Below are 20,037 nucleotides of genomic sequence, written 5' to 3'. Positions count from 1 at the left end.
TCCAGGATGCCCAGATGGGGCATCGGATGGACGCTGGCCGGCGAGGTTTCGCCCGCCGGCGATTTTGTCGTTTGATGGGTGGGCAAGATTTTCCGGGCCTTTTCGGCCCAAATGAGGTGATGATGTTCGATTCGCTAAGCGATCGTCTCGGTGGGGTATTCGACAAGCTGCGTGGGCGCGGTGCGCTTACGGAGGACGATGTCCGCGCCGCGATGCGCGAGGTGCGAATCGCGCTGCTGGAAGCCGACGTCGCGCTGCCGGTCGTGCGCCAGTTCGTCGATCAGGCCACCGAAAAGGCCGTGGGCAGCGATGTGCTGCGTTCGGTCACGCCCGGCCAGATGGTCGTCAAGATCGTTTCCGACACGCTGACCGAAGTATTGGGCGCCGAAACCAGCGACCTGATGATCGACGTGACCCCGCCCGCCGTCATCATGATGGTCGGCCTTCAGGGGTCGGGCAAAACGACCAGCACCGCAAAGATCGCCAAGCGGCTGAAGGAAAAAGAGCGCAAGAAGGTGCTGATGGCGTCGCTGGACGTTCAGCGCCCGGCCGCGCAGGAACAGCTGGCGGTGCTGGGTACGCAGACCGATGTCGCGACCCTGCCGATCATCGCGGGTCAGCAGCCGGTCGATATTGCCAAGCGCGCGTTGCAGGCGGCGAAGTTGCAGGGCTTCGATGTCGTCATGCTCGATACCGCGGGCCGTCTGCACGTCGATCAGGCGTTGATGGATGAGATGAAGGCGGTCGCCGATGTGGCGAATCCGGCCGAAATCCTGCTCGTCGTCGATTCGCTGACCGGTCAGGATGCCGTGAACGTCGCGACCAGCTTCACCGCGCAGGTGCCGCTGACCGGTGTGGTGCTGACCCGTATGGACGGCGATGCGCGCGGTGGTGCGGCGCTGTCGATGCGCGCCGTCACCGGCCGCCCGCTCAAATTTGCGGGCACCGGCGAAAAGCTGGATGCGCTGGAGCCTTTCCAGCCCGCGCGTGTCGCCCAGCGTATCCTGGGCATGGGCGACGTCGTTTCGCTGGTCGAGCGGGCCGCCGAAACGATCGACGCCGAAGAAGCCGACAAGCTGGCCAAGAAAATGGCCAAGGGTCAGTTCGACATGAACGACCTGCGTGCGCAGCTCAATCAGATGCGCCGCATGGGCGGCCTTGGCGCGCTGGCGGGCATGCTTCCGGGCCTGAAAAAGGCGCAGCAGGCGATGGCGAACAGCGGCGCGAACGACAAGACGCTGATCCATCTGGACGCGATGATCGGTTCGATGACGCCCAAGGAGCGGGAAAAGCCCGCCCTGATCAACGCCAAGCGCAAGATCCGCATCGCCAAGGGCGCAGGCCGCACCGTGCAGGACGTCAATCGTCTCCTGAAAATGCATCAGGAAATGGAAACGGCGATGAAGAAGATCCGCAAGATGGGCGGCCTGAAAGGGCTGGCCAAGATGTTCACCGGCGGCGGCATGGGTGGCCTTGGCGGTCCGGGCGGTCCCGATGGTGGTGCGGGCGGCCCTCCCGACCTGTCGGGGCTGGGCGGTCTGGGTGGCCTTGGCAATATGCCCAAGCTGCCGCCCGGTTTTCAGAATTTCATGAAGAAGTGAAGTAACCCGTCATCCCAGCGAAAGCTGGGGCTTCGCTTCTCCTTCGGGGGAGAGAGGCGCCAACTATCGCTGGGATGACGACCCCAAACAAAGCAGTTTAGTTAGAAAGGTCTATTCCCATGGCAACCTCCATCCGTCTGTCGCGCGGCGGCTCCAAGAAGCGCCCCTATTACCGCATCGTCGTGGCCGACAGCCGCGCCCCGCGTGACGGCAAGTTCATCGAACGCATCGGCAGCTACAACCCCGTCCTGCCCAAGGGCGATGAAAAGCGCGTCGTTCTGGACGTCGAGCGCGCGAAGCACTGGGTTGCCGCCGGCGCGCAGCCGACCGACCGCGTCGCCCGCTTCCTGGACGCCGCTGGCGTGAAGGAGCGCAAGGCGCGCAACAACCCGAACAAGGCTGAACCGGGTCAGAAGGCCAAGGACCGCGCTGAAGACCGCGCCGCCAAGGCTGCCGAAGCCGCTGAAGCGGCCGCCGCTGCTGCCGCCGAAGCCAACGCACCGGCTGAAGAAGCTGCTGCGCCTGCCGAAGAATCGGCTGAAGGCTGAGCATAATGACCGACAAGCCCGTCACTCTGGCCGCGATCATCGGTGCGCATGGGGTGGCGGGCGACGTCCGTCTGAAGCTGTTTGGCGAAGGGGCGGAAAGCCTGCTGCGCTACAAGAGCTTCGATGTGGCGGGACGCATGCTGACGTTGAAGTCCGTGCGTCCCGGCCCCAATGGCGCGGTGGCCCGTTTCGCCGAGATTGGCGATCGCAATGCGGCCGAAGCGCTGCGCGGTACGGAACTGACCGTGCCCCGTTCTGCCCTTCCGGCACTGGATGAGGGCGAATATTATCATGCCGACCTGATCGGCCTGCCCTGCACATCCAGCACCGGCGAAGCGCTGGGCATGATCGTCGCGGTCGAGAACTTCGGCGCGGGCGACATTATCGAGGTCGAGCGGCCTCCGGTCGAGGGCAAGAAGCCCAAACGTTTCATGGCGCCGATACATGCGGTGACATTGAGCGATGATGGCGCGTTGATCCAGGCGGCCTTTACCGAATAAACCCGTTCGCCGCCCTTGCGGTGGCGATGCAAGTGCGCATGCTGGCGGTTCCACAAAGGGAACCGTTCATGCGTCTTGTCGCCTGTCTTTTGTTTGTGATGATGGCGTTGCGCCCGGCGCAGGCCGCCGACGCCCAGAAAATCGCGCAGGCGATCCCGGACATCGACCGGCTGTTTTCCGATTTTCAGGTGGATAGCCATGCGCCGGGGCTGGTTTATGGCATCGTGGCCGACGGGCGGCTGGTCCATGTCAAGGGGCTGGGCGTGCAGGATCTGGTCGAAAAACGCCCTGTGACGCCCGACAGCCTGTTCCGCATCGCGTCGATGACGAAGGCGTTCACGGCGCTGTCGATCCTGAAATTGCGGGAGGAGGGCAGGCTGTCGCTGGATGACCTCGCCGAAACCTATGTCCCCGAAATGCGCGGATGGACCTATCCGACCAAAGACAGCCCGCATATCCGGATTCGCGATCTGCTGACCCATAGTGCGGGTTTTGTGGACGATAATCCGTGGGGCGACCGGCAAACGCCGCTGCCCGACGCGGAGTTCACGAAGATGCTGCAACGGGGCGTCCCGTTCAGTAGCGCGCCGGGCAGCCATTATGAATATAGCAATTTCGGCTTCGCGCTGCTGGGGCGGATCGTCGCCAATGTGTCGGGCATGCCCTATCGCCGCTATGTAGAGCAGACCCTGCTGACGCCGCTGGGCATGACGTCGAGCGGCTATGAAATCGGCGAATGGCCCATCGAGCGGCGTGCCATCGGCTATCGCTGGGAAGATGGGCGGTGGAAAGTCGAACCGTCGATGCGGGACGGCGCCTTTGGCGCGATGGGCGGATTGCAGACCAGCGCCAGCGACTATGCCCGCTGGGTCGCATTTCTGTTGGCGGCCTGGCCTGCACGCGACGATGCCGACGATGGGCCGGTGTCGCGCGCGTCCGTGCGGATGCTGGCGGAAGGGAGCAATTTCACCAGCGTGGCGCAGCGTTATGGCGCAAGCGGGGCGACGGCCTGTCGCCAGTCGCTGGCCTATGGCTTTGGCATGCGCGTGGCGCAGGATTGCGAGCTGGGTCTGACGCTGGCGCATGGCGGCGGTTATCCCGGCTATGGCAGCCATGTAATGCTGATGCCCGACCGCGGCGTCGGCATATTCGTGTTCACCAACCGCACCTATAATGGTGGCGCGGGTCCGGCGTGGGACGCGGCGATGGCCCTGCAAAAGGCAGGCGCGCTGATCGAGCGGACGCTGGCGGTGTCGCCATTGCTGGCGCAGGGCTATGCTGCGGCCGGGCGCATCTATGCGGCGGGCGATGTCGGCGCGGCGCGGGATCAGCTGGCGATGAATTTCCTGATGGACAGCGATGTGGACAGTTGGCGCCGGAAATTGACGACGCTGAAGGCTGAACTTGGCACCTGTCGCACCGGCGCGCCGATCAAGGCGACGGGCGCATTGTCGGGCAGTTTCACCTGGCCGTGCGAGCGGGGCAGGGTGGCGGGCACGATCCTGCTGGCGCCGACCCCCGATGCGCGGATTCAGGAACTGAAGCTGGCGATCAAGCTGCCCTGACCGGGCGGGAACTGGACGCGGGCACGGCCTTGCCCTAAGCGCGCGCCATGGCCCAGATTGTTACTGCTATCTATCTGCTGTTCATGCTGGTCGCGGGATGGCGGCTGTTCGGCATCGGCTGGCCGCGCTGGGCGAAGGTCGGGGTGGCGATCGCCCTGATCTGTCCCCTGCCGTTGCTGTTCATCCTGCCGACCCTGTTGCATCCGGATCGACCCTTTGGCGACCTGCTGCTCAATATCGGCGTCGTGTTGATGATCTGCGGCACCATCTGTCTGCTGGGCGGGGTGTCCGCCGCGTGGATGCGCAAGCGGCGGCGGGCATGAGCGACATTGAACTGATACTCATGTCGGCACTGGCGATCGTCGCCATATCCGTTCTGTCGTCGCACTGGATCGCCGCGCGGCGACCGGGGTGGAGCAGCGAGCGCATCGCCTTGCTGTCTGCCTTGCCTTTGCCATTGCTGGCATTGTCCTTCGCGATATTCGCGTTCGTCCGGGCGATGACGGCGTCGAAAGAGGCATGCGGCGTGGACACATGCGCCATGGCGATGGCGGGGGCGATGATGATCGGGCTGGTGGCGGTCGTGATCTATCTGGTCAGCATGGTCATCGTCTTTCTGATCGTCCGGAGGCATCGCAGATGAGCTTTTCCGCGCAAATCCTGACCCTATACCCTGAAATGTTTCCAGGACCGCTGGGTGTGTCGCTGGCCGGGCGGGCGCTGGCGGACGGGAAATGGTCCTGCGATCCCATTCATATGCGCGATTTTGCCGCCGACCGGCATCGCACGGTGGATGACACCCCGGCCGGTGGCGGCGCGGGCATGGTGCTGCGCGCGGATATATTGGCCAAGGCGGTCGATCATGCGCTGGACAGGCGTCCGGACTTGCCGGTTCTGGCGATGACGCCGCGCGGGAAACCGATCACGCAGGCGCGGGTCCGCGCGCTGGCGGACGGTCCGGGCGTGACCTTGCTCTGCGGGCGGTTCGAAGGGTTTGACGAGCGCATTTTCGACGCGCGCCCGATCGAGCAGGTCAGCATGGGCGACATCATCCTGTCGGGCGGGGAAATGGCGGCTTTGCTGCTTCTGGATGCTTGTGTTCGGCTGCTTCCCGGTGTAATGGGCGCGGCTTCCAGCGGAGTCGAGGAATCCTTTGAAACGGGGCTGCTCGAATATCCGCACTATACCCGCCCGGTGGAATGGGAGGGGCGCACGATCCCGCAAGTGTTGCGATCGGGGGATCATGCGAAGATCGCCGCCTGGCGGAAACAACAGGCGGAGGCAGATACACGGCTAAGGCGGCCGGACCTTTGGGAACGTCATATCGGCGTTCGGGACCAGTCGCCCTCTGGTGCGCAACGCAAGACCAAGGACTGACGTTACATGAACATCATCCAGCAGATCGAGGCGGAAAACATCGCCGCCCTCGCCAAGGATATTCCCGATTTCCGTCCCGGCGACACGCTGCGCGTCGGCGTGAAGGTCGTCGAAGGCGAACGTAGCCGCGTTCAGAACTATGAAGGCGTGTGCATCGCCCGTTCGAATAAGGGCATGGGTTCGAACTTCACCGTGCGCAAGATTTCGTTCGGTGAAGGCGTGGAGCGCGTGTTCCCGCTCTATTCGCCCAACCTCGATTCGATCACCGTCGTTCGTCGCGGCGTCGTGCGTCGTGCGAAGCTCTACTATCTGCGCGGCCGCACCGGCAAGCGCGCTCGCATCGCCGAGCGTCGCGATACCCGCGAAGGCTGATAGGTTAGGGTTAAGCGTTTCATTACGCTTCTTGACAGTTGTAAAAATGAAACAGGCGGTGCCCCCATCGGGCGCCGCCTTTTTCTTTGATTTGCAACATTTTGACGTTTCCGGACGCCTGTCTGGCTTTGGCCGTCATAAATAATTTTGCAATGCAACAGGGCAGACCATTTCGCTGCCGATGCAAATATGCCAGCCTTGTGTTTCCAGATGTTGCTGACTGAAATAAATGCCGAAACCATTGGTTTTGGCAGCGGAATCCTGCGATCTGATCACATGCATCCGGACAATGATATAGAGGAAGGGTGTCTGACGGCCTCCATATAAAAATCTAGGGGCTATCGGATGAAGTATAAGGGTTGGGTTTCTCGCGGCGCTATTGCTGCTGCGTTGATATATTCTATGCCAGTTCTTGCGCAGGATGCTGCGCCGCAATCCGCCGGTGAAACGCCGGGGCAGACCATCATCGTCACCGGCACCCGCCGGACCGATCGCACGGTTGCCGAATCTCCGACCCCGATCGACGTTTATGGCGGCGAAGAACTGCAAAAGCAGGGCGTTGCCGACATGAACCAGGTGATCCAGAATCTGGTGCCGTCCTTCTCCGTCGCGCGCTATGCCATCGGCGACGGTTCGTCATTCGTCCGTCCACCCAACCTGCGCGGACTGGCGCCCGACCAGACGCTGGTGCTGGTCAACGGCAAGCGCATGCACCGCAGCGCGCTGGTCCAGATCGGCGCCAACGCCCAGTCGGCGGGCGCGCATTCCGCCGACCTTGCACAGATACCCGCCATCGCGATCCGCAGCGTCGAAGTGCTGCGTGACGGCGCGTCGGCGCAATATGGGTCGGACGCAATCGCGGGCGTCATCAATATGGGCCTGCGCGAAGATACGGACGGTCTGTCCGGCTATGCCCGATATGGTCAATATTATCGTGGCGACGGCGAAGATTATCAGGTCGCGCTGAACGGCGGCTTCAAACTGGGCGACAGCGGCTTCATCAACATCAGCGGCGAATATGTGAATGCGGGCAAGACCAGCCGTGGCGTGACCCGCCCCGGCGCGCTGGAACTGTCGCAGGAACAGCCCAATATCGACGTGCCCGAACTGGCGCAGCGATATGGCAATCCCAAGATGGAATCCTATCGCTTCTTCGTGAATGGTGGTTTCGATCTGGGCGATGACAGCCGCGTCTATTTCTTCGGCAATTATGGCCACAGTTTTCAGGAAGAAAGCTTCAACTATCGCCAGTCGGTGGATTCCGCCAATTTCGGCCGCAACGGCATTTATAACGACTATTTCACCGATTTCGACAATACGCGGCCGGGCATCCAGACCGGATCGGCCGGCGGCAATGTCTATGCGCCCAACGGCTATAACCCGGCCACCCGCGACTATACGCAGGTTTCGACCTGCGCCGACCCGCTGATCCAGAACTGGAGCTGCGTCTATTCGGGTGGCTTCACCCCGATCTTCTTCGGCAAGATCGACGATATTTCGGGCACCGTCGGTTATAAGGGCACATTCGGTTTCGGCCTGAATTACGACCTGTCGGGCAGCTATGGCCAGTCGACGCTGAAATATTCAATGAACGGCACGATGAACCCGTCGCTGGGCATCAGTTCGCCGACCGAATTCTACCTCGGCAAGCTGGAACAGCGCGAAACCCTGTTCAACGCGGACTTCAGCTATCCCTGGGAAGTCGGCCTCGCCAGCCCGGTCACCATCGCGTTCGGCGGGCAATATTTCCGCGAATCCTATGAACTGGGGCTGGGTGACGCGGCTTCCTATGCCATCGGGCCATATACCGGCAATCTGGTCTTCCATCAGGACGGCACGCCGGTGCTGAACGCGGACGGCACGCAATTGTCGGTCGCGCTGCCCGTCGGCGCGAACGGCTTCCCCGGTTACGGCCCCGCGATCGCGGGTGAAAGCAGCCGCAATTCCAAGGGCCTCTACATCGACATCGAAGGCGACATTACCGAACAATTCTCGCTGGGCGTCGCGGGCCGTTACGAACATCTGTCCGATTTCGGCAATTCGACCACGGGCAAGGTATCGGCGCGCTATGCGATCGTGCCAGACATTCTGGCCCTGCGCGGCACGGTGGCGACCGGTTTCCGTGCGCCGACGCCGGGGCAGACCAATACCAGCAGCATCGCGACGACATTCAACCCCGGCAATCCCAATGCGATCGAATTCATGACGCTGCCGGTCGCCAGCCCGGTCGCACAATATCTGGGTGCGGTGCCGCTCAAGCCCGAAGAATCGGTCAGCTTCTCCGTAGGTACGGTGTTCACGCCTGCGCCGGGCGCTTCGCTGTCGATCGACTATTATAATATCAAGGTGAAGGACCGTATCGGCACCACCGGTTCGCGGGTCATCACCGACGCGCAGCGCCCGCAATTGCAGGCGCTGGGTCTGGCCAACTATGCCACCGTCAACGAAGTGCAGTTCCTGACCAACGCGTTCGACACCCGTACGCAGGGCGTCGATGTGGTCGGCAGCTATCGTTTCAACACCGACGGCATGGGAACGTTCAACACCACGCTGGCCTTCAACTATAACAAGACGAAGGTCATCGCCGTCGGCATCGATCCGGAAACCGGTTCGCCGATCATCAGCGACACGCGTATCCAGCAATTGCAGAATACCCTGCCCAAGACCCGCGTCATCCTGACCGAAAACTGGAGCAACGGCCCATTCTCGCTGCTGGCCCGCATGAACTGGTACGGCAAATACAAGGTGTTCGACGATGGCGCCGGGCTGAACGGTGCCAGCTATGTCCAGCAGAGCTTCGGCAGCGAATTCGTGTTCGATTTCGAGGCGAGCTATGAAGTGAACAGCAATTTCACGCTGAGTGCGGGCGTGCAGAATCTGTTCAGCAACTATCCCGACAAATATGACAATCGTGCCGGTGGCCTTGGCCCGGTCTATGGATCGACCGGCGGCCGCTTCACCGGGGACATCTATCCCGACGTGTCGCCCTTCGGCTTCAACGGCGGCTTCTGGTACGGCAAGGTCGGCTTCAAATTCTGATCCGACCGGGTCGGCGCATTTTCAAGGCAGCGCAATTGCCTGCTGGCGTGGAAGATGTGCAGGACGAAACAAATGTCACGAAGGCGACCGGTCCCTTGCAGGATCGGTCGTTTTCGTTGCAAGGCAATGGCATGATGCTGTCCCACCGATTGGCCGTCGCGGCCGACGAACCTGCATTGTCCGCGTTGATGACGCAGGCCATCGAACAATTGCAATCGACCTTCCTGGCGCCCGATCAGGTGAAGGCCAGCCACGCCTTCATGGGGCTGGACAGCCGCCTGATCGCGGATGGCACCTATTTCGTGATCGAGGATGACGGCGCGATCGCGGGATGCGGCGGATGGAGCCGCCGGGCGACGGCCTATGGCGGCAATCACAGCGCAGGGCGGAACGACCGGATGCTGGACCCGGCGACTGAAGCGGCCAAGGTGCGCGCGATGTACACGCACCCCGACCATGTGCGCAAAGGGGTGGGAACGCTGATCCTGTCGCTATGTCAGGCGGCGGCGAAGGCGGAAGGCTTCGCCGCGCTGGAACTGTCGGGCACCATGGCGGGCGTGCCGCTCTATCGCAGCTTCGGGTTCGAAGGCGTGCAGACGTTCGAGGATAGCGGCGTGCCGATGCTGTTGATGCGCAAGGCGATCTGAAGCAGTTTCCGATCCGATCGGGGCTGATCGGATCATGCTGGGGATCAGGGGTTCCGGCTGGTGAACCACAGGCCGCCGAGGCTGATCAACGCCGCCGTCGCCATGTAGAGGCCGACAAGGCCCACGCCCTGCATCCCGATCAGCCATGTCGCGACGATCGGCGCCAGCGCGCCGCCCAATATGCCGCCAAGGTTGAAGGCGAAGGATGCGCCGGTATAGCGCAGCTGGGTCGGGAAAAGCGCGGGCAGATAAGCGCCGAGCGGGCCGTAGATGAAGCCCATCACGAACAGCGCCAGACTGAGCGCCACGAAGATCGGCAGGATGGCGCCGGTGGCGAGCAACGGACCAAAGACGATTCCCATCGCCACCGTGCCGACACAGCCCCAGGCAAGCGCTGTGGTGGGGCTGGTACGATCCGACCACCAGCCTGCCAGCACGATGCTGAGCGCCATGAACATGATCGCGCCCAACTGGATCGCGAGAAAGATTTCGCGGTCGATCTTCAGCGCGGTGGTGCCGTAACCGAGCGCGAAGGCGGTCGCGATATAATAGACGGCGAAACAGGCGGCGCAGGCAAAGGTGCCCGCGATCGCCGCACCAAGATGCGAGGACAGCAAAGTGGCCAGCGGCACGGCGGGCGGCGGCGTTTCCCTTTGCGCGGCGGCAAATTCGGGCGTTTCGGTGAGCTTGAGACGGACCCACAGGCCCAATATCACCAGCACGCTGCTGCCCAGGAATGGCAGGCGCCAGCCCCATGCGAGAAAATCCGCATCGGACAGGAAAGCGCCCAGCAGCAGGAACAGGCCATTGGCGGCGATGAAGCCGACCGGCGCGCCCAGTTGCGGGAACATGCCGAACCGCGCACGCCATCCGGGCGGGGCGTTTTCCACCGCCAGCAGCGCAGCACCGCCCCATTCGCCGCCAAGGCCGAAGCCCTGACCAAAGCGCAGCAGGCACAGGATCAGCGGCGCCCAGTAACCGATCATCGCATAGGTCGGCAAAAACCCGATCAACAGCGTGCATCCGCCCATCAGCATCAGCGATGTGACCAAGGTCGCCTTTCGCCCGATCCGGTCGCCATAATGGCCGAATACCGCGGCACCCAGCGGCCGGGCGAAGAAGGCGAGGGCGAGGCTGCCATAGGACGCCATCAGCTGCGCCGTGGGGGATGAGGCGGGGAAGAAGAGCGCGGGAAAGATCAGGCTGGCGGCGGTGGCGTAGATGTAGAAGTCGTAAAATTCCACCGCCGTGCCGATCAGGCTGGCGGCCAGCACCCGTTTGTGCCGCCACATTTCGTCCATGCCGCTCGTCCGTGTCACCGTGTCTTGCCCCCTCAATGCGTCATGCCAGCGAAGGCTGGCCTCTCTCTCGCCCCTGACCGCTCCAGAAAAAAAGGGAGATCCGGGCCTTTGCCGGGATGACGGTCACGATGCTCGTCGTTTCTGATTCAGCAGTTCATAGGCCATGACCGCCGTCGCCACCGCGGCGTTCAGGCTGTCCGCCTTGCCCAGCATCGGCATCTTTACCAGCTGGTCACATTCTGCCTCATAGGCTGGCGGCAGGCCCTGCGCTTCATTGCCGACCAGCAGGAAGCTGGGGCTTTGATAGGCAGGTTCCTGATAATCCTGCGTGGCCTTCAGGCTGGTGCCGATCAGTTCGCCCGGCCCTTGCCGCAACCAGTGCATGAATTCCCCCCAGCGGGCCTGCGTGATCGATTGGGTGAACAGCGCGCCCATGCTGGCGCGCACGGATTCGACGGAAAAGGGATCGACGCAATCGTCGATCAGAATGAGGCCGCCCGCGCCCACCGCATCGCCGGTGCGCAATATGGTGCCAAGATTGCCGGGATCGCGCAGCGACTGGGCGACGATCCAGATGTCCGCGCGGCTGCGGTCCAGTTTTTCAAGCGGGGCCAGCCGGTCGCGATACACGCCCACGACCGCCTGCGGATTATCCTTCCCGCTGATCTTGGCCAATATGTCGGGCGTGGTTTCGATGACGTCGCCGTCCACCGCCTCCATCGCGGCGATCAGGTCCAGCGCCAGCGGATGGGTGGACCCGGCATGAAACAGCATTTCGGGCAGCACGCCTTCCTCGCGCGCTTCGGTCAGGATGCGCAGCCCTTCGGCCAGGAACAGTCCTTCCGCCTTGCGATGCTTCTTTTCGCGCAAGGATCGCACACGCTTCACCAGCGGGTTGGAAAATCCGGTGATTTCGCGTGCCACGGTGCGTGCTGGTCCCATATCGATCAGGAATGAAGCGGCTTCCTTACCCATGGAAAGGCGAAAAAGACAGGGGGTAGGATATGTGGATCGTTCCGCGATGGATTTGGCGGCGGAATTTTGCAAAGGATCGGCCATGAACCCCGACACGCCCCCGCCGACTCTGAACGTCACGCCAAAGATCGAGGATGGCTTCTTCCTTGGCGTCGTGCTGATCGTATCGATCGCCTTCGCGCTGGTGGTGGAACCGTTTTTCGGTGCGATCCTGTGGGGCGTGATTGCCGCCATCGTATTCGCGCCGATCAACCGGCAGATATTGATGGCCATGCCAAAGCACCCCAATGGCGCGGCGCTGATCACCCTGTTCCTGATTTTGGGCATCGTCATCGTGCCTGCGTTCGTGCTGGGCGCGGCGCTGTTGCAGGAGGCGGCCTATTTCTATGGCAAGATCCAGTCGGGGGAGATCAACTTCGCGCGGCTGTTTTCACAAACGGTCGCCAGCATGCCCGACTGGCTGCGGCCCTATCTGCGGCGCTGGGGGCTGAGCAATTTCTACGCAGCGCAGGACATGGTGACGCGGGGCCTGACCAGCAGTTTCCGGACGCTGGCGGCGCAGGCGTTCCAGATCGGGCAGAGCGCGTTCAGCTTCCTCGTCGCGCTGGGCGTGATGCTGTACCTCACCTATTTCCTGCTGCGCGACGGGGAAACGCTGTCGCAGCGGATCGCCGTCGCCGCGCCCCTGCGCGCGGGTCAGCGGCAGGCGCTGATCGAACAGTTCGTCATCGTCATTCGCGCCACGATCAAGGGCAGCATCGTCGTCGCCATCGTGCAGGGGCTGATCGGCGGCCTCGTCTTCTGGGCGCTGGGCATACAGGGCGCCTTGCTTTGGGGCGTGCTGATGGGCGCATTTTCGTTGCTGCCAGCGGTGGGCACCGCGATCGTGTGGGCGCCGGTCGCCATCTATCTGTTCGCGACCGGGGCCATCTGGCAGGGGGCGGTGCTGGTGGCGTGCGGCGTGCTGGTGATCGGCATGGTCGATAATGTGCTGCGCCCGATACTGGTCGGCCGCGATACGCGTATCCCCGATTATGTGGTGCTGATTTCCACGCTGGGCGGGCTGGAGCTGTTGGGGTTCAGCGGCATCGTGATCGGGCCGGTGATCGCGGCGCTGTTCATCGCGACATGGAATATCTTCACGCGGATGCGCGGCGGGGATGAGGTTCCGGCGGGGTAACGGCAAGGCGCGGCAGGCGGCGTAGCGTGTCGGCGGCGCGGCAAATGAGACAGCGAGTTGGACAGATGTTTGCGTTTGGCGTGTTTTAACGTGTTGAAAATCTTGTGTTTTTTACCGCAATTGCAGGCGGTGTGAACGTTAAAGCGTAAATTATCGTTTGTAATCAATAGCTTGTACAAATGTGTTTTTTCGCAATTTGTCCGGTATTTGGCAAATGGCGGGCAAGAATGGTTGGCTGTGCTTCTGCGAAAGCGCGAATCTGTGGGCCATCTGGCGCTATATTGCCTTGGATTTCTGCCTTTGCGGGAGCAGGGCTGCCATAAAAGGCAGCCATTTGCTCTGCGCCTGCAATAGCCGATCAATCCAGCATCGCGGCCATGGCAGGCGTCATATATTCCTGCCCGCCCTGTGCCGTGCGCAGGACGAGGCGCGCGGCGAGATCGTGCCGGGTGGCAAGGTGCATGCCGCGGTTCGGCCCCATGATGGTGATTGCCGTCGCCCATGCGTCCGCCAGCATCGCCTGTGGGTGCAGCACGGTGACCGACGCGACGCCCTGCGCAATGGGGGCGCCGGTGGCAGGATCGATGCTGTGCGACAGGCGCGCGCCATCCTCGATCCGAAAGCGGCGATAGTCGCCCGATGTCGCCACGGCGATGTCGCATAATGCAATGCGCAGCGTGGGGATGGGCAGATCGGTCGGAGCCTCCACATCCACCCACCAGGGTTGCAGGTCGGGCTTGACGCCGTCGCCGCGCAGTTCGCCGCCAATTTCGATCAGGAAGTTGTCGACGCCCAGATCGCGCAAGGCGTCCGCCACGGCATCGACGGCAAAACCCTTGGCGATGCCGGAAAAGTCGAGCGCCACATCGGCAAGGCGGCGGGCATGGCCGCGCTCCACCTCTATGCGTGTCCATGGGGAGGCGATGGCATAGGATGCGGCGAAGGCGGCAGGGCCAAAGCCCCAAAGATCGACCAGACGGCCGATCGCGGGATCGAAGGCGCCGCCCGACAGGCGCGCCATGTCCAGCCCGGCGCGCAGCACCGTCATCATGTCCGCCGGGATCGGCACCCATTCGCCCACCGGCGAACGGTTGAAGCGACTGATGGCGGAATCGGGTTCCCAATGGCTCATCTGATCGATGATGCGGGCCAGCACCGCTTCTATCGTAGCGAGGCAGGCGGCGGGCGGATCGACGATCTGCGCCGACCAGCCGGTGCCCATGGTCGGCCCGCCAAATGCGACGATAGCGCCCCCGCGCTGTCGCCCGACAAACGGATCGGGCGACAGGTGGGGCGCTATCGCTATGCGTGTGCCGTAGGGGCTGGGCCGGGTCAGGGGGCCAGCACTTCCAGCGTGGTGACATAGGCGGCGCGGCTCTGCGGCGGACCGGCGGGGGCCTGCGGACGCGGCGCGCCAGCACCCTGACCCGCGCCGCCCGAACCACCCGGACCGCCGGGGCCGCCTTCACGCCCGCCGCCGGTGGTGGCGTTCAGCCAGTACATGCCCGGCTGCGGCCAAGTGATCGACACCTTGCCATCCTTGTCGGCGGTGAGGTCCATCTGGCCCAGCGCGTCGCGGTAACGGATGCCGCCGGGGATGACGGTAATCTTCAGGCCCGCAGCAGGCTTGCCGTTCAGCAGGAACTGGAAACTGGCCGCTTCGCCGGACACCAGGTCATTGGGATGGGTCGTGGGCACCAGTTCGATGCCGACGCCGGTCGGTTTGAACAACGTGGTGGTGGGCGCGCCCAGCGTCACGAAAATTTCGTTCCGGTTGGACATTTCGGCGGTCTGGACATCGGTCGCGCCAGCGGGGATGACACTGGCCAGCTTGTCCTTCGTGGTGCCGCGGGGCAGGCGTTCCTGCTTGCCGTTCAGCATATAGCTGCCCATCACGCCGGTCGACACATTGGCGATGCGATAGGTGCCGGGCTTGGTCAGGTGCACGTCGAAGGTCGAACGATAACGGCCCTTCGCTGCATTTTCGATCTTGCCGGTGGCGCCGTCGGGTTCGGTCACGACGATATTGTCGGTGCCCATCGGGAAATGTTCGAAATAAAAGACGTCGTTGGAAATGGCGGCGTCCACCGTCACCCAGCTTTCGGTGCCGGACAGGGTGGTGGACGACGGCAGCATCCACTGGCGATGGGCCTGCGCGCTGGCGGGCAGCATCAGGACGGCGATCGCGCCCGCAATCATCAATCTGGCTTTCATGGTTCTTGGTCCCCTTATTTGCCGAAGCTGAGGGCGATGGCGCCCAGTTCGCTGCTGCCCTGCGCCTTCACCACGGCGCCGGGCTTTGGCGGCCATGCGAAAGGCAGGCGGAGCAGTTCGCGGCCGCCCACTTCGCGCGCGGCCTCCACGATCAGAGTGTAATTGCCCGGCCCCAGCGCGCCGAGCGGTCCCTTGCCTGCGGTGAAAGCGATTTTCTGATCGCCCGGTGCGCGGGTGGCGCCGCTGACGCCATCGACCGGGAAATTGAGCGTCCGGCCCGAAGCCCGCCACCATTGACGGATGTCGCGCAGCCATTTCGTGCCTTCGCCATTTTTCTTGTCATAATCATACCAGACGGACAGGCTGCGCGGGGTCGCGCCTTCTTTCTCGATCCAGATGGCGACATAGGGGCGGTGATATTCGGCGACCGACAGGCGCGGAATATTGACCGAAAGGTTCAGCGTCTGCGCGGTGGCGGGCGCGGCGAGCGTGCCCGCTGCGCCGAGCATGGCTGTCCCGGTCATGGCCAGACGATGACTGATCTGCATGAATTCCCCCTTTAATGGATGAAGATGATGGCAAGGATCGCCGGAATGGCGAGGCCGGCGGCGACCAGTGGCCAGGTAATGGGCCGCTTCCTTGCGTGAAGCTGCAACAGGAACAGGCCGGTGATCGCGAAGATGAAACAGGCGGCCGAGAAGATGTCGATGAACCATTTCCACACGCCGCCCGCATTGCGGCCCTTGTGCAGATCGTTAAGGTAGCTGATCCAGCCGCGGCTGGTGCTTTCGCTGGCAACCGTGCCGTCATGGCGGTCGATCGATACCCAGCCATCACCGCCGGGGCGGGGCAAAGCGAGGTAGATTTCATCGGCCGACCATTCCGCTTCGCCGCTGCCGGTCTGGCCCACGGCCTTTTTCAGCCATGCGGCGACTGGCGCGGGCAGGGGCTTCTTGCTGTCCGGTCTGTCGTCGGCCGCAACCTGTTTCAGCAGGTCGGCAGGCAGGGTCGCGCTCTTTTCGACGGTTTGCGGCGATCCTTCGACGTCGGCGGCGTGGTTGAGCGTGATCCCGGTAAAGGCAAAGAGCAGCAGCCCGGTCAGGCTGATCGCCGAACTGATCCAGTGCCAGCTATGCAGCTGTTTCGTCCAGAAGGCCTTCGCGCTCTTCTTCCTGGATTTCTGAACGCGGGCGGCTGCGTGCATTGGGATCGGTCTGTCCTGCAAAAGATGGTGTCGACCGCATAACGCGAACGACTCGCAGTTGCAAACGAGTCGCAGGAGAATTTTGTATCAAAATGTAAGTTGGGCGTGGATCGTGCGACGAGTGGCGGTTCGGGACCGATGGATGCAGCGGCCTTGCTATTGACGATGGGGGGCACCACCTCTAGCCGCGCTATATGCCCGATGTAACACGGATTAAACATGTCCGGGACGTCTGGCGGTTGACTGGTCCTGCGTGGGAGAGCGCAAGGCTGCTGCTAGGATGTCTATATGCTGTTGCCGGCCGTTGCTGCGGGAATGATGATGATGGGTGCGCAGGCCGAACAGGCCGCGCCGCAACTGGCCATGGCGGCAGAGGTCGCTGCGGATGCGCAGGATAGCGCCCCGTCCGTTCCGCAGGCCGATGTGGCAACGCCCCCGGCCGCGACAGCGCAGTCAGGGGGGCAATCGGGGACGCAATCGGACCAGCCCGATCAGGCGGGGCAGGACATCGTGGTGACCGGCGACAAGGGCGCGCCCAAGGGCGACCCGCTGGAACAGCTGAACGCCAAGAGTTTCGAAGCGGTGCAGTCGGTCGACAAGGCGGTCGTGGAGCCGGTGGCCAAGGCCTATAACAAGGGGCTGCCGCGCCCGGTCCGCAAGGGGCTGCGCAACTTCTTCTCCAATCTGGGCGATCCCATCGTGGCGGCCGCCTATCTGCTCCAGTTCAAGCCGGGCAAGGCGTTTGAAACGGTCGGCCGGTTCGGCATCAATTCGACGCTGGGCTTAGTCGGCCTGTTCGACGTGGCGAAGCGCAAGCCATTCTACCTGCCCCATCGCAACAATGGCATCGCCAATACGCTGGGTTTCTACGGCATCGGGCCGGGACCATATATGTATCTGCCCGTGGTCGGGCCGACCACGCTGCGCGACATTATCGGCGATACGGCGGACAAGCTGATCCTGCCGATGGCCATCGGCAAGCCGTTCAACAAGCCGACCTATGTCATCCCCGCCACGATCCTGAACCAGTTGGGCGAACGGGCGGCCTTTGACGAGACGATTCAGGAAATCCGCAAGGAAGACGACCCCTATACCGTCTACAAGACCATGTATCTGCGCCAGCGCAAGGCGGAGATCGAGGCGCTGCATGGCCGGGTGCCCGACAAAAAATTCGTGCCCATCTATGGCGAGGATATCCCCACGCCGGGCAAGAAGGGCGCGCCCAAGGTGGTGGTGCCCGATCCCTATGGCGACGATGAAGCCGACGAACCGGCGGACGGGACGCCGCCGCAGTCGTAAGTCTTTGCGTCCGTTCGTTTCGGGCGTGATCGGGAGACGCTCTCCCAGCGCTATCCGCTTCTCGACTTCACTCGAAGCGAACGGGAGTAAGGGCGAATAACAAAAAAGGGGCGCCATCCGGTCTGGATGACGCCCCTTTTTTCTGACCGGTCGATCAGCGGCCCAGCAGGCCGCGCGCTTGCCCGGCAATCTCCGCCAGCATCGCGACATTGGGCGTGGCCGCCGCCTTGGCGCGCTGAACCAGCGTGCGGAACTGGCGGATGCGGTCGCCCTTGGCCTGAAGCCAGTTTTCGACATGGGTTGCGGCGTCCTTGTCCTTCCCCTGCGCCAGGAAATCGAGCCGGACCTGCTGCATGTCGCGCGCGACGCCCGAAATCAGCAGCCGTTCCCACGGATCGGTCGGTTCCATGCGCGCGGCGGCGGACTGGACCCAGTCGATGCCGACCGCTTCGCCCAGATGGGTGAAGGCGCGGGTGAGCGCGATTTCCTCCACCCCCATGCGGGCGGCGAGCGATGCGATGCCGACCGCGCCGTCCAGCTTGAACAGGCCCGCCGTGCGCACGGCGAGCGTTTCGGGCGCGCCAAGGCCAAGCAGCCTGTCGGTGACGGCATTGACGCGGCGCTGCGCTTCGTTGGTCAGCAGATCGTCAACCTGATGGGCGAGCAGTTGGACGCCCCTGGTCAACCGGTCCAGCCCTTCGCTGGGCAGCGTACCGGCGGGCAGGGCGCGCAATATGTCGGCGATCTGTGCGCGCATGCCGCCGGCAATGTCGCTGAACAGGGCCAGCCGCGCGCCTTCCGACATGTCCGCCGCATCGATGTCCGCCCACAGGGTGCCGATGTCGTACAGACGTTCGGCGATCAGGAAGGCGCTGGCGAGGTCGGCGAGCGAGCAGCCTTCTTCTTCCGCCAGTTCGAAGGGGTGGATGAGGCCAAGGCGATTGACGACGCGGTTGGCGACTTTCGTAGCGATGATTTCCTTTTTCAGCGCATGCCCGGCAATGGCGTCCGCTTCCTTCTTCTGCATCGCTTCCGGGAAGGCGGCCATCAGTTCGGATGCCATGCCGGGATCGGTGGCCAGGTCGCCATGTTCGATCGCGTCCTGCAACGCCAGCTTCGCGGTCGACAGCAGCACGGCCAGTTCCGGCCGGGTGAGGCCCTGACCATCCTGTCCGCGGCGCAGCAGCTGATCGTTCGCGGCAAGCCCTTCGACCTGACGGTCGAGCCGCCCGCTTTCCTCGAACGTTTCGATCAGGCGGACATAGGAGGCAAGGTCGGCCGCGCCGCCCGCTTCGGCGATGGACAGGCCCAGCGCCTGAAGCCGGTTATCCTCCAGCACGATGTCGCCGACCGCGTCGGTCATGCTTTCCAGCAACGTGTTGCGCTTTTCGAAGGGCAGGCGGCCTTCAGCCATTTCCTTGTTCAGCGCGATCTTGATGTTCACTTCATTATCGGAACAGTCGACGCCCGCGCTGTTGTCGATGAAGTCGGTATTGATCCGCCCGCCATGCAGCGAGAAGGCGATGCGCCCCGCCTGCGTGGTGCCAAGGTTCGCGCCTTCGCCGATCACCTTGACGCGCAGCTGTTCGGCATTGACGCGCAGACGGTCGTTGGCCGGGTCGCCGACATCGCCATGGCTTTGCGCGGCGGCCTTCACATAGGTGCCGATGCCGCCGAACCACAGCAGGTCGGCAGGCGCCTTGAGAATGGCGGAGATGAGTGCGGCCGGCTCCATTTCCTTGTCGGTGACGTCCAGCACGGCCTGCATTTCCGGCGTCAGCGCGATGCGTTTCAGGCTGCGGGAGAAGACGCCGCCGCCCTTGGAGATCAGCGACTTGTCATAATCCTCCCAGCTGGAACGGGGCAGGGCGAACATGCGGTTACGTTCTTCCCAGCTTTTTGCCGGATCGGGCGTGGGATCGAAGAAGATATGGCGATGGTCGAACGCGGCGACCAGCCTGATCGCCTTCGACAGCAGCATGCCGTTGCCGAACACGTCGCCTGACATGTCGCCACAGCCCACGACGCTGACCGGCTCGCTCTGCACATCGATGCCCATTTCGGCGAAGTGGCGCTGGACCGAAATCCATGCGCCGCGCGCGGTGATGCCCATCGCCTTGTGATCATAGCCGTTCGACCCGCCGCTGGCGAAGGCGTCGCCCAGCCAGAAGCCGCGATCGAGCGCAATGGCGTTGGCGACGTCGGAGAAGGTGGC

General features: G+C 63.2%; 20 protein-coding genes. 12 read left to right on the top strand and 8 right to left on the bottom strand.

Annotated features, from left to right (window positions below; genetic code table 11):
* Positions 1-119: 119 nt before the first annotated feature.
* The 10 genes from ffh (at position 120) to ACOJSJ_RS02385 (ending at position 9,649) form a co-directional block, all read left to right on the top strand.
* Positions 120-1,601: a signal recognition particle protein gene (ffh, locus tag ACOJSJ_RS02430; RefSeq protein WP_420143394.1), complete on the top strand. Its 1,482-nt coding sequence runs from the start codon at positions 120-122 to the stop codon at positions 1,599-1,601.
* Positions 1,602-1,720: 119 nt separating this feature from the next.
* Positions 1,721-2,149 (top strand): 30S ribosomal protein S16, encoded by a 429-nt coding sequence (gene rpsP / locus ACOJSJ_RS02425; protein WP_420143393.1) that lies wholly within the window; start codon positions 1,721-1,723, stop codon positions 2,147-2,149.
* A gap of 5 nt (positions 2,150-2,154) precedes the next feature.
* Positions 2,155-2,649: a ribosome maturation factor RimM gene (gene rimM / locus ACOJSJ_RS02420; RefSeq protein ID WP_420143392.1), complete on the top strand. Its 495-nt coding sequence runs from the start codon at positions 2,155-2,157 to the stop codon at positions 2,647-2,649.
* Positions 2,650-2,717: 68 nt separating this feature from the next.
* Complete coding sequence (locus tag ACOJSJ_RS02415) at positions 2,718-4,214, top strand: serine hydrolase domain-containing protein (RefSeq protein WP_420143391.1); 1,497 nt, start codon at positions 2,718-2,720, stop codon at positions 4,212-4,214.
* 47 nt (positions 4,215-4,261) lie between these two features.
* Positions 4,262-4,537 carry a hypothetical protein gene (locus ACOJSJ_RS02410; RefSeq protein WP_420143390.1) on the top strand — a complete coding sequence of 92 codons (276 nt, stop codon included), beginning with the start codon at positions 4,262-4,264 and terminating at the stop codon, positions 4,535-4,537.
* On the top strand, positions 4,534-4,857 hold the full coding sequence (locus tag ACOJSJ_RS02405; protein ID WP_420143389.1) for a hypothetical protein: 324 nt from the start codon (positions 4,534-4,536) through the stop codon (positions 4,855-4,857). The genes ACOJSJ_RS02410 and ACOJSJ_RS02405 overlap by 4 nt, the downstream gene beginning before the upstream one ends.
* On the top strand, positions 4,854-5,591 hold the full coding sequence (gene trmD, locus ACOJSJ_RS02400) for a tRNA (guanosine(37)-N1)-methyltransferase TrmD (protein ID WP_420143388.1): 738 nt from the start codon (positions 4,854-4,856) through the stop codon (positions 5,589-5,591). Before ACOJSJ_RS02405 ends, trmD begins: the two co-directional genes overlap by 4 nt.
* Before the next feature lie 6 nt (positions 5,592-5,597).
* The gene (gene rplS / locus ACOJSJ_RS02395) at positions 5,598-5,963 is read left to right on the top strand and encodes a 50S ribosomal protein L19 (protein WP_420143387.1); all 366 of its coding nucleotides are present in this window, start codon (positions 5,598-5,600) and stop codon (positions 5,961-5,963) included.
* A 345-nt stretch (positions 5,964-6,308) separates the two neighbouring features.
* Entirely contained in the window at positions 6,309-9,002 is a 2,694-nt protein-coding gene (locus tag ACOJSJ_RS02390) for a TonB-dependent receptor plug domain-containing protein (RefSeq protein ID WP_420143386.1), read from the top strand.
* A 131-nt stretch (positions 9,003-9,133) separates the two neighbouring features.
* Positions 9,134-9,649: a GNAT family N-acetyltransferase gene (locus ACOJSJ_RS02385; protein ID WP_420143385.1), complete on the top strand. Its 516-nt coding sequence runs from the start codon at positions 9,134-9,136 to the stop codon at positions 9,647-9,649.
* Positions 9,650-9,693: 44 nt separating this feature from the next.
* Here ACOJSJ_RS02385 and ACOJSJ_RS02380 read toward each other — a convergent pair whose 3' ends face one another.
* Positions 9,694-10,950, bottom strand: coding sequence for an MFS transporter (locus ACOJSJ_RS02380; RefSeq protein WP_420143439.1), 1,257 nt, complete (start codon positions 10,948-10,950; stop codon positions 9,694-9,696).
* 123 nt (positions 10,951-11,073) lie between these two features.
* Positions 11,074-11,874 (bottom strand): TrmH family RNA methyltransferase, encoded by an 801-nt coding sequence (locus tag ACOJSJ_RS02375; protein WP_420143384.1) that lies wholly within the window; start codon positions 11,872-11,874, stop codon positions 11,074-11,076.
* Between the two features lie 133 nt (positions 11,875-12,007).
* Between ACOJSJ_RS02375 and ACOJSJ_RS02370 the strand changes: the two genes are divergently transcribed.
* A complete protein-coding gene (locus ACOJSJ_RS02370; RefSeq protein ID WP_420143438.1) occupies positions 12,008-13,105 on the top strand; it encodes an AI-2E family transporter in 1,098 nt (365 codons plus the stop codon).
* 163 nt (positions 13,106-13,268) lie between these two features.
* On the opposite strand, the gene ACOJSJ_RS02365 is transcribed toward ACOJSJ_RS02370, so the two are convergent.
* The 5 genes from ACOJSJ_RS02365 to ACOJSJ_RS02345 all read right to left on the bottom strand — a co-directional run bounded on the left by ACOJSJ_RS02365 (position 13,269) and on the right by ACOJSJ_RS02345 (position 16,523).
* Positions 13,269-13,439, bottom strand: a complete 171-nt coding sequence (locus ACOJSJ_RS02365) for a hypothetical protein (RefSeq protein ID WP_420143383.1) — start codon at positions 13,437-13,439, stop codon at positions 13,269-13,271.
* Positions 13,440-13,463: 24 nt separating this feature from the next.
* On the bottom strand, positions 13,464-14,327 hold the full coding sequence (locus tag ACOJSJ_RS02360; protein ID WP_420143382.1) for an FAD:protein FMN transferase: 864 nt from the start codon (positions 14,325-14,327) through the stop codon (positions 13,464-13,466).
* Positions 14,328-14,437: 110 nt separating this feature from the next.
* Positions 14,438-15,319 carry a DUF4198 domain-containing protein gene (locus tag ACOJSJ_RS02355; RefSeq protein ID WP_420143381.1) on the bottom strand — a complete coding sequence of 294 codons (882 nt, stop codon included), beginning with the start codon at positions 15,317-15,319 and terminating at the stop codon, positions 14,438-14,440.
* A 14-nt stretch (positions 15,320-15,333) separates the two neighbouring features.
* The gene (locus ACOJSJ_RS02350; RefSeq protein ID WP_420143380.1) at positions 15,334-15,867 is read right to left on the bottom strand and encodes a DUF2271 domain-containing protein; all 534 of its coding nucleotides are present in this window, start codon (positions 15,865-15,867) and stop codon (positions 15,334-15,336) included.
* An 11-nt stretch (positions 15,868-15,878) separates the two neighbouring features.
* A complete protein-coding gene (locus ACOJSJ_RS02345) occupies positions 15,879-16,523 on the bottom strand; it encodes a PepSY-associated TM helix domain-containing protein (protein ID WP_420143379.1) in 645 nt (214 codons plus the stop codon).
* 288 nt (positions 16,524-16,811) lie between these two features.
* Between ACOJSJ_RS02345 and ACOJSJ_RS02340 the strand changes: the two genes are divergently transcribed.
* Positions 16,812-17,822 (top strand): VacJ family lipoprotein, encoded by a 1,011-nt coding sequence (locus ACOJSJ_RS02340; protein WP_420143378.1) that lies wholly within the window; start codon positions 16,812-16,814, stop codon positions 17,820-17,822.
* Between the two features lie 154 nt (positions 17,823-17,976).
* On the opposite strand, the gene ACOJSJ_RS02335 is transcribed toward ACOJSJ_RS02340, so the two are convergent.
* Positions 17,977-20,037: NAD-glutamate dehydrogenase domain-containing protein (locus ACOJSJ_RS02335; protein WP_420143377.1), on the bottom strand; the 2,061-nt coding region annotated here is incomplete at its 5' end.

Source organism: Sphingobium sp., from assembly GCF_048594625.1.
Classification (GTDB): domain Bacteria; phylum Pseudomonadota; class Alphaproteobacteria; order Sphingomonadales; family Sphingomonadaceae; genus Sphingobium.
This window is presented reverse-complemented; position numbering and strand designations above follow the sequence as displayed.